This window comes from Mesorhizobium sp. M7A.F.Ca.CA.004.06.1.1 (assembly GCF_003999135.1).
Lineage (GTDB): Bacteria > Pseudomonadota > Alphaproteobacteria > Rhizobiales > Rhizobiaceae > Mesorhizobium.
Genome location: NZ_RZPQ01000300.1, coordinates 1 through 6,498 on the forward strand (window position 1 = coordinate 1; position 6,498 = coordinate 6,498).

Consider the following 6,498-nt stretch of genomic DNA (forward strand, 5'->3'; position numbering starts at 1 on the left):
ACTTTTTCATTGCGCATTTTGCGAAACGACCGAGAATGGCGGCATGGAAACGACCGAAAAACGGCAGCGCGGCCGGCCGCGCGCTTTCAACGGGCCCTCGGAGGCCACTTCGGTGCAGTCGCTCGACAGGGCACTGCGCATCCTGGCCATTGTCGCGGAAGGCAGCGGCCTGTCGCTGAGCGAGATATCGGCACAAAGCGGCCTTGCCGCCTCCACCGCCTACCGCATGCTGACGACGCTGCAAAACCACGGCATGGTCGAATTCGACACATCAGACCAGCTGTGGTCGATCGGCGTCGAGACCTACCGCATGGGCGCGGCCTTCCTGCGGCGCCGCAAGCTGGTCGACCGCGCGCGTGTGGTCATGCAAGAGCTGATGGAAAGAACCGGCGAGACCGCCAATCTCGGCGTCGCCGAGGACGATTGCGTGGTCTTCGTCAGCCAGGTCGAGACGCACCAGGCGATCCGCGCCTTCTTCCGTCCGGGCACACGCAGTCCCTTCCATGCGTCGGGCATCGGCAAGGCGGTGCTGGCGCATCTCGAGCCGGAGCGCGTCGGAAGCATCCTGCGCAAGGCAGGCCTGCAGCGCTTCACGGAGAGGACGCTGTCCGACATTTCGTCGCTTGCCCACGATCTGGCGCGGATCAAGCTGCGCGGCTGGTCGGTCGACGACGAGGAGCGGCACCCCGGCATGCGCTGCGTGGCAGCCGCCATCTTCAATGAATTCGGCGAGCCGATCGGCGGCGTCTCGGTGTCGGGACCAACGGTGCGGGTGACGCCGGAGCGGTTGGCCGAGATCGGCCCGCTGGTGCGCGATGCCGCCGCCGAGGTGACCAGGATGATCGGCGGCGTGCGAGCCGGCTGATCAGCCCGTCCCGGGCAGCGCGCTCCTGGTCGCGATATCAAAGAAATCGAGAAGGATGGCCATGCCGACGCCACAGGCGGTGAATATCAGGCCGGCCATGAAGATGCGGTTGGCGCGTTCATAGATGCGCCGTTGCAGGCATTTCGTGTCGAGCAGCAGCGAGAGCGCCCGCATCTGCAAGGCAATGCCGGCCAGGATCGGCAGGACGGCGACAAGATGGTAGGTCTGCCACGGGATCGGGTTGGCGGCCCAATGCGTGATGAAGCCCAGCGAAAACGCCAGCAGGATGCCGACGGCAGTGACGGTGCCGTTGCGGAAAACCGTTTCGACCAGATCTTCCCTGGGGTCCTGCTCGTCCAAAGGTCTCTCCCCGCGTTTCGCGGTCAGAATAGACGCTCGGAAAATCTCTGTACACCGCCCGGTCTGCCGCCCAGGCCAATCCTTTCTGCGCTGAATCGGCCGGTGGAGCACGCACCGCTACCATCCAGACAGCAGAAGAGGGGCTCGCATGGGCCCCTCTGTTGCTGAAACGGTCCTCCCCTCTAAAGACGGCAGTAGTGGCGGTATCCGTCGCGGCCGAGATAGGTATCGGAGTCCGCGTCGTAGCTGGCATAACGATCGTAGCAGCGGCGGACATGCCACGAGCCGCCGCCTTCGTCGACATAGACGGTGCGCGGCTGGGCGAGCAGGCTGCCGAGGACAAAGCCGCCGACGCCGGCGGCAATGCCGATACCGAGACCGTGATTGTGGTGATGGCTGTGAGCGGCCGAAGGCTGCACGGTGCCGGCCAGCGTGGCGGCGGCGACGGCGGTGGCGATAAGGCCGGAAACGAGTGTGTTCTTGAACATGACGATCTCCTTGCTTCGTTGACCGAGGCGATCCATCCGCCTCTTGATCATCTGTCGTCGCAGCCAGGAAAAAGGTTCGAATCTTTTGTCGATCTTCTGGGATCGAAGGTCTTTGTGACGGCGACGGGAAGAGGTTGGCGAGAACATTGACGATGCAGATCTCCCCCGATGGACGTCTACGCTATGCACATACCTTCTGATCTGCCCGATGCCTGATTACCACGTGGTTCCCCCAATCCGTCGCTGCTTCGCAGCGCCACCTTTCCCCCCTCCGGAGGGAAAGGAAAGGAGCGTTGCTGGACGAGCGTTAACGGCAAAAGCTTGGCGCCTTTCCTCTACCCCGTCGATCGGGGGAGAGGTGGCTCGGCGAAGCCGAGACGGAGTGGGGGTCGACCTGCGCCGCATAAGACAATGCATGCTCCAAGCTGCCATGCACCCTATCGCCAAAGACCAGTTGTTTGGAAATGTGTGCATGCCGTAGCTTGCGGGGGAGATCGCTAGCTTGCCCGCCTACATCGCAACGCCGAACGCAAAAAGGGCGGCCGAAGCCGCCCTTTTGGGAATTGGGTCCCTCCATCAAAGGAAAATGATCACCCTGCCGTGCCTGTGGTGATGGTTGTTGTGGTGGTTATAGTGCTTCCACCAGAACTTCTTGAAGTGCTTCTTGTGATGTTTGTGGTTGTGGTTGTGATGATGGCCGTGCATGCCGTGGGCTGACGACGTGCCGACAGTGCCGGCGAGCGCGCCGGTGGCGACGAAGATGGCGACGAGGCCTGAGGTAAGAGTGCGCTTGAACATGATGATCTCCTGGATCTTTTGATCGAGGCGACCCATTCGCCTCTAACCATCAGTCGGCGCGGCGCGGCAAAAGGTTCGATAGGTCGAAGAGATTTTTTGTGGGGCCTTTGGCCCGAGCGAATAGTGAATAGCGAATAGCGAGTAGGAAAAGGCAGGAACGCCACTTACCAATCGCTACGTTGCCGTTCCCTATTCGCTATTCGCTACTCACTATTCGCTCTCTCTCACCCCATCCCCGTGACATGGCGCAGCCAGAACGCCAGCGCGATGAAGCCGATGATGGTGGTGACGCCGGTCCAGTCGACATTGGCCTTCTTCACATCGCTGATGATTTTCACCAGCAGCATCCAGGCCACGAAGATGATCGGGAGAATGATGACTAATCTGATCATGCCACACCCCTGCTCGAAGCGATTGCACCCTTCCCTAGATGTAGGAAGCAATCCGGCGGTTTTCAGGATGCCCTCGTCGACGGGCCATGTGGCATGCCGGGGAAAAACGGAGTTTTGTCTTTACTGGCGCAACAAATATGCTAACCGGAGCGCCGTGCCCTTGTAGCTCAGCTGGTAGAGCAGCGGTTTTGTAAACCGAAGGTCGGCGGTTCGATTCCGTCCGGGGGCACCAGTTTCCACCCGACAATCCCCAGAAATCAAGGAACTCAAGGGTTTCAACGTCCCCCGAGGTACACCAAAAGGTACACCGAGGGGTACACCGAGGATGAAAATGGCACTGGAACATGTCCAGCCGCGCGGCAATAGGAAGGTCTATCGAAGGAAGGTGCCCAAGGCACTTCAAGGCATTCTGGGCAAGACAGAGATGGTGCTTCGCCTCGGCAAAACCGACGCCGAGGTGCGCAAGCAGTATGACGCCACCCACGCCGAGGCGGAGCAAATCTTCGCCAAAGCATGGGACGAGTTGCACGGAGTGAAGGCGCCCAAAGCGAAGCTCACAGCGCGCGAACTGTTCGACCAAGCAACCAAGCGACTTCGGGACCTCGGCTTCAACCCGTATCGCGCTGGCAGCGGCGATCCTGATGATCCTGAGGAACGATCGGAATGGATTGCTCGCGATGTCGTCGCTGAGCAGATCGCTAAAGGCTATCCGAGGGACGAAGAGACCGACCACCCCGTTGGCGTCTCTGACGAGGACCGGGCACTGCTGACGCTACTGACCTCCTCAAATAAGCCGGTCGGTCCCTCGCCCACCCTAGAGGACGCCAAGCGGGTCTATCTGAACGACCGTTTCACTAAGACCAATCCTTCCGAGAAATCGAAGAAGCGGGACCAGCAACAAGCCGACCGTGTGGTCGGGCACGTGAAGTCGGCTCTCGGCTTTGACCCGGTGCTGGCGGACATGAAGCGTGCCGACGCCAGAACCGTCGCCAACGCCATGTTGAAGGAAATCCCGACTGCTGCGACTGTGGACCGATACCTCAATGTCGTGCGCGCAATCGTTGCCCATGGCATTCGCGAGTTCGACCTAACCGGCACAAAGAACCAATTTGAAAAGCTTGATGTTGCCGACAGCAGTAGGGAGCCGGACAAGCGAAAGAGGCTTCCCTTCACCCCGGAGCAATTGGCCGCGACGCGGGAGCGGGTGCTTGACCGCGCCGCCAGCGATCTCCAACAAATTTGGAGGCTCCTAGAGGGCACCGGCTGCCGTCTATCCGAGATTACCGGGCTTCGGGTCAGCGACGTTATGCTGGAGGCCAAATATCCACACATTGACGTCGAGTGGCACGACGAGCGCCGCGTCAAAACCGAAGTGTCTCGTCGGAAGGTCCCGCTCATTGGCGACGCCCTTCAGGCAGCACATGAAGCCGTCGAGGCGGCAGGCGAAAGCAAGATGCTGTTTGCCCGTTACGGTCATGAAGGCGGTGGCGACAAAGCCTCGGCCGCGCTTGGTAAGCACGTTAGAGCCGCAGTGACCGACAAGAAGGTAACCACCCACTCATTGCGGCACCGAATGGAGGACTTGCTGGTGATCGCTTGGGTCCCCGAGAAGCTCAAGCGCTCGATCATGGGCCACTCAGGGGGTGGTGCGGGAGACAACTACGGCGGCGAAGAAGCGCGGCTGAAGGTGGCGACTGAGGCAATGCTGAAAGCACTTGGAGAAGAACACATCGAGAGGCCTTCCGAACTGTCTGAAATGACGTAGAACTGCCGAGCAAATGACATGAAGGAGGTTTCTTGACCCCAGCATCCGCTCCAGTGCCTATACGGACGCTAGATCGCTGGCGGCATCTGCTCAAACCGCTTCCAATCACAATCGACTGTCCGACGATGAAGATGATCGGCGGTGACTTTGAACCTCCGGTCTTTGCCGGCTCAGGTCGCATTGTAATTAAGAGCTTCACCGAAATTGAGTATCGGATGTATGCCACACCATCAGACAGTGCGGATGCGTTCAAGCGGCTCGCTAAGCAGCAGAAAGATCCCTACGATACCTCCAACACCTTTCGCCTCTTTGCCACGGACATACAGGGAACTGAGTGGGCAGCAGGCTGGACAAATCCGCAGCTAGGAGAGACGAAGACGGGCATTTGGGAGTTGTGGGGCGAGTTGGACTCGCTTCTCACTAGCGCGTCCGGGCGATGGGTTTCCCAACTATCGAGCGTGGAGTTGGTCTTTCAGCCTGAGGTGCGGGTGCCTGTAGAGAAGGCGATGGTTACGGTCACCACGCTTGATGACGTCGAGGTCGAATATAGTCGCCGGCTCGCCAAGCAAACAGTACAGGTTCTCGGTTCCGAAATTGAGTTCTTCCGTACGAAGGACGGAAGCGCTCTCTGGGTTACGGCTACGTCGTCCAAGGCGCTGCCGCACCCATGTACCGAGAATTGGCTGAGCGAGCCGTTGCGAATCTTGCTGGGTCAGTTAATTTTTCCTCGCCTCGTGGCGCGGAACTTTGGAGATGGCAGAGCACAGGTCTGGCTGCGACCGTCTCCAAGGCGTTTTATAGACTCGGGCATTGCCTCATTGGTGGATGGAAATCCCTTCGAATCAAAGCCGGACTTCTGGACCCTCTACGGGAAATTGCTCGAACATGTTGCGAATACGCGTGACGAAGGGGGGCATCTAAATTCCGAGCCGCATCTGATCACACGCCTTTACGAAGAGATCATACAAGCGACACAAGGATCGCGCTGGGTGCTTTGCCTTACTTTGGCGAGCGTCGCAGAGGGTCTTGCAAAGCTGTTGATGGGGCCAACTCCACTGAAGGCCGACTTCGTCGAGAAGGACTTGAGCGCGCTTCGGGATCACACTCAGACCTGGGACGGCGACGCGAGGCTGAAGAGGCGCATTCTTGACGAATTAACTAGAGCTGAAACAAAGACCGTGTCCAGTTTCCTAGGGGACCTTCGGCAGGGGGGCGCCGTCACAGCCGCGAATGTCAGCGCTTGGAGGAAGCTGCGAAATTCCGTGATGCATGGCAACTTGGTCTCGCCATATTCGACGAGAGAAGAAGATCAGCGCATCCTAGATTTGGCTGATCTCGTCCACCGATTGACGCGAGTAATTGTCGGCATCGACGCTAGGCAGCAACCGATCCTTGGCTCTGGATTAGTCAGCGAAGGCCACGCCTAAGGAACCAGCCATGTGCAACCTCTACAACCTCACCACGTCGCAAGAGGCCATCCGCCAATGGACCGGCACCTTGCGGGACATCTTGGGCAACCTTGAGCCGTCAATTGACATCTACCCCAACCGGCCCCCCGGTCCTGTAGTTCGCAATGCGTCGGACGGGCAACGCGAGCTTGCCAATCTGCTGTGGGGGATGCCGACGCCCGTAGAACATGTGAAAGGCAACGCCGATTACGGCACTACCAACGTGCGCAAGACCCACCTTGCCTACTGGCGGCAATACCTCGGCGTAGAGCATCGCTGTGTGGTTCCAGTGACGAGCTTTGCCGAGCCGAGCCCAGAGAAGAATGACAAGGACCCCCAGACTGGCGTTCAGCGGAACTATTGGATTGCCTTGAATGAAGAC

The 6,498-nt window shown here is 59.4% G+C and carries 8 protein-coding genes and 1 tRNA gene; 5 read left to right on the forward strand and 4 right to left on the reverse strand.

Translation table 11 applies throughout. From position 1 onward, the window contains the following. Positions 1–43: 43 nt before the first annotated feature. The gene (gene bhcR / locus EN906_RS18390; RefSeq protein ID WP_127272422.1) at positions 44–865 is read left to right on the forward strand and encodes an HTH-type transcriptional regulator BhcR; all 822 of its coding nucleotides are present in this window, start codon (positions 44–46) and stop codon (positions 863–865) included. Here the strand turns inward: bhcR and EN906_RS18395 are convergent, their stop codons facing one another. The 4 genes from EN906_RS18395 to EN906_RS18410 all read right to left on the reverse strand — a co-directional run bounded on the left by EN906_RS18395 (position 866) and on the right by EN906_RS18410 (position 2,903). Beyond that, positions 866–1,225, reverse strand: a complete 360-nt coding sequence (locus EN906_RS18395; RefSeq protein WP_127268085.1) for a hypothetical protein — start codon at positions 1,223–1,225, stop codon at positions 866–868. A 182-nt stretch (positions 1,226–1,407) separates the two neighbouring features. Then, a complete protein-coding gene (locus EN906_RS18400) occupies positions 1,408–1,713 on the reverse strand; it encodes a BA14K family protein (RefSeq protein WP_127268086.1) in 306 nt (101 codons plus the stop codon). A gap of 576 nt (positions 1,714–2,289) precedes the next feature. Next, positions 2,290–2,511 carry a hypothetical protein gene (locus EN906_RS18405; protein WP_127268087.1) on the reverse strand — a complete coding sequence of 74 codons (222 nt, stop codon included), beginning with the start codon at positions 2,509–2,511 and terminating at the stop codon, positions 2,290–2,292. A 224-nt stretch (positions 2,512–2,735) separates the two neighbouring features. Further along, a complete protein-coding gene (locus EN906_RS18410) occupies positions 2,736–2,903 on the reverse strand; it encodes a hypothetical protein (RefSeq protein ID WP_127268088.1) in 168 nt (55 codons plus the stop codon). 156 nt (positions 2,904–3,059) lie between these two features. Here EN906_RS18410 and EN906_RS18415 point away from each other — a divergent pair. From EN906_RS18415 to EN906_RS18430, 4 genes are all read left to right on the forward strand, one after another. Then, a tRNA-Thr gene (locus EN906_RS18415) sits at positions 3,060–3,135 on the forward strand. A gap of 99 nt (positions 3,136–3,234) precedes the next feature. Further along, the gene (locus tag EN906_RS18420) at positions 3,235–4,668 is read left to right on the forward strand and encodes a tyrosine-type recombinase/integrase (RefSeq protein ID WP_164749065.1); all 1,434 of its coding nucleotides are present in this window, start codon (positions 3,235–3,237) and stop codon (positions 4,666–4,668) included. A 125-nt stretch (positions 4,669–4,793) separates the two neighbouring features. Continuing rightward, positions 4,794–6,095, forward strand: a complete 1,302-nt coding sequence (locus EN906_RS18425; RefSeq protein ID WP_127268090.1) for a hypothetical protein — start codon at positions 4,794–4,796, stop codon at positions 6,093–6,095. A gap of 10 nt (positions 6,096–6,105) precedes the next feature. Beyond that, positions 6,106–6,498 (forward strand): SOS response-associated peptidase family protein (locus EN906_RS18430; RefSeq protein WP_206529121.1); only part of this gene is annotated, 393 nt, incomplete at its 3' end.

What these genes read in the sequence shown, in the direction of transcription:
- EN906_RS18400 (WP_127268086.1), bottom strand. Translation starts at nt 1,713, where the DNA reads ATGTTCAAGAACACACTCGTTTCCGGCCTTATCGCCACCGCCGTCGCC.
- EN906_RS18410 (WP_127268088.1), bottom strand. Translation starts at nt 2,903, where the DNA reads ATGATCAGATTAGTCATCATTCTCCCGATCATCTTCGTGGCCTGGATG.
- EN906_RS18420 (WP_164749065.1), top strand. Translation starts at nt 3,235, where the DNA reads ATGGCACTGGAACATGTCCAGCCGCGCGGCAATAGGAAGGTCTATCGA.
- EN906_RS18425 (WP_127268090.1), top strand. Translation starts at nt 4,794, where the DNA reads ATGAAGATGATCGGCGGTGACTTTGAACCTCCGGTCTTTGCCGGCTCA.
- EN906_RS18405 (WP_127268087.1), bottom strand. Translation starts at nt 2,511, where the DNA reads ATGTTCAAGCGCACTCTTACCTCAGGCCTCGTCGCCATCTTCGTCGCC.
- bhcR (WP_127272422.1), top strand. Translation starts at nt 44, where the DNA reads ATGGAAACGACCGAAAAACGGCAGCGCGGCCGGCCGCGCGCTTTCAAC.